The 717-nt window shown below is 37.8% G+C and carries 1 protein-coding gene; it reads right to left on the bottom strand.

Annotated elements, in window-relative coordinates:
- Nucleotides 1-27 precede the first annotated feature (27 nt).
- The coding region (locus I2F62_RS13095) for an IS1 family transposase (protein WP_420713767.1) at nucleotides 28-717 on the bottom strand (690 nt) is incomplete at its 5' end.

The raw sequence follows: 717 nt of genomic DNA, 5'->3' as shown, positions 1-717 counted from the left end.
GGTGGTGTTTCAAAAAGTATGCTGGCATTAGACGGATCCATTGTTGATATAAAAGAACACTAAATCAAACGCTTTGAAATGATTCTCAAGCTTTTTGGAGAAGTTACAGCTTCTCCTAAATCCTCGCCTGATGCGATGCCTCAATCGACAATTATTTCCTTCAATACCCACAGTGAAAAACTTACCAATCAATTGTTTGCACTTTTTAAAGGTGGTAACAAAACTATCCCAGCAATCACTCGATATACGAGCATAGCTTATTCCTAGCTGTTTTAGTCTAGCTTTAAGCCGTTTGGCAGTCGCTAAATCTCGTTTACCCCAAACATAAGTAACTATTTCACCTGTTTCTCGATGATAGGCATAAATCAACCATTGTTTATTCTGTTTACTGCCAACAAAAGTCCAAAACTCATCTACTTCAAGGGTTTCATAATAATTTTGTTGCGGTTGGATTTTATATTTTGATAGACTGAGTGTACGTAAAACTTTGCCAATACTGACTCTTTCGACTTCTGCAATATCTCTAACACCACTGCCTCGCGCCATCAGGTGTAATATTTTGGTCTTGATTCCTGAATGGCAACCTTGATAGCTGAGTGCATGATCACCGATAAACTGACGTTTACATATTTTGCATTGGTAATTTTGTTTACCATCCACTTTTATGCCATTTTTCTTTATACTGTCGCTCAGGCAGGTAGGACATTTGATGTGTAG

This window comes from Acinetobacter sp. MD2(2019), from assembly GCF_035615615.1.
Lineage (GTDB): Bacteria > Pseudomonadota > Gammaproteobacteria > Pseudomonadales > Moraxellaceae > Acinetobacter.
The sequence above is the reverse complement of the archived record's forward strand: the minus strand, read 5'-3'. Positions and strand labels throughout refer to the sequence as shown.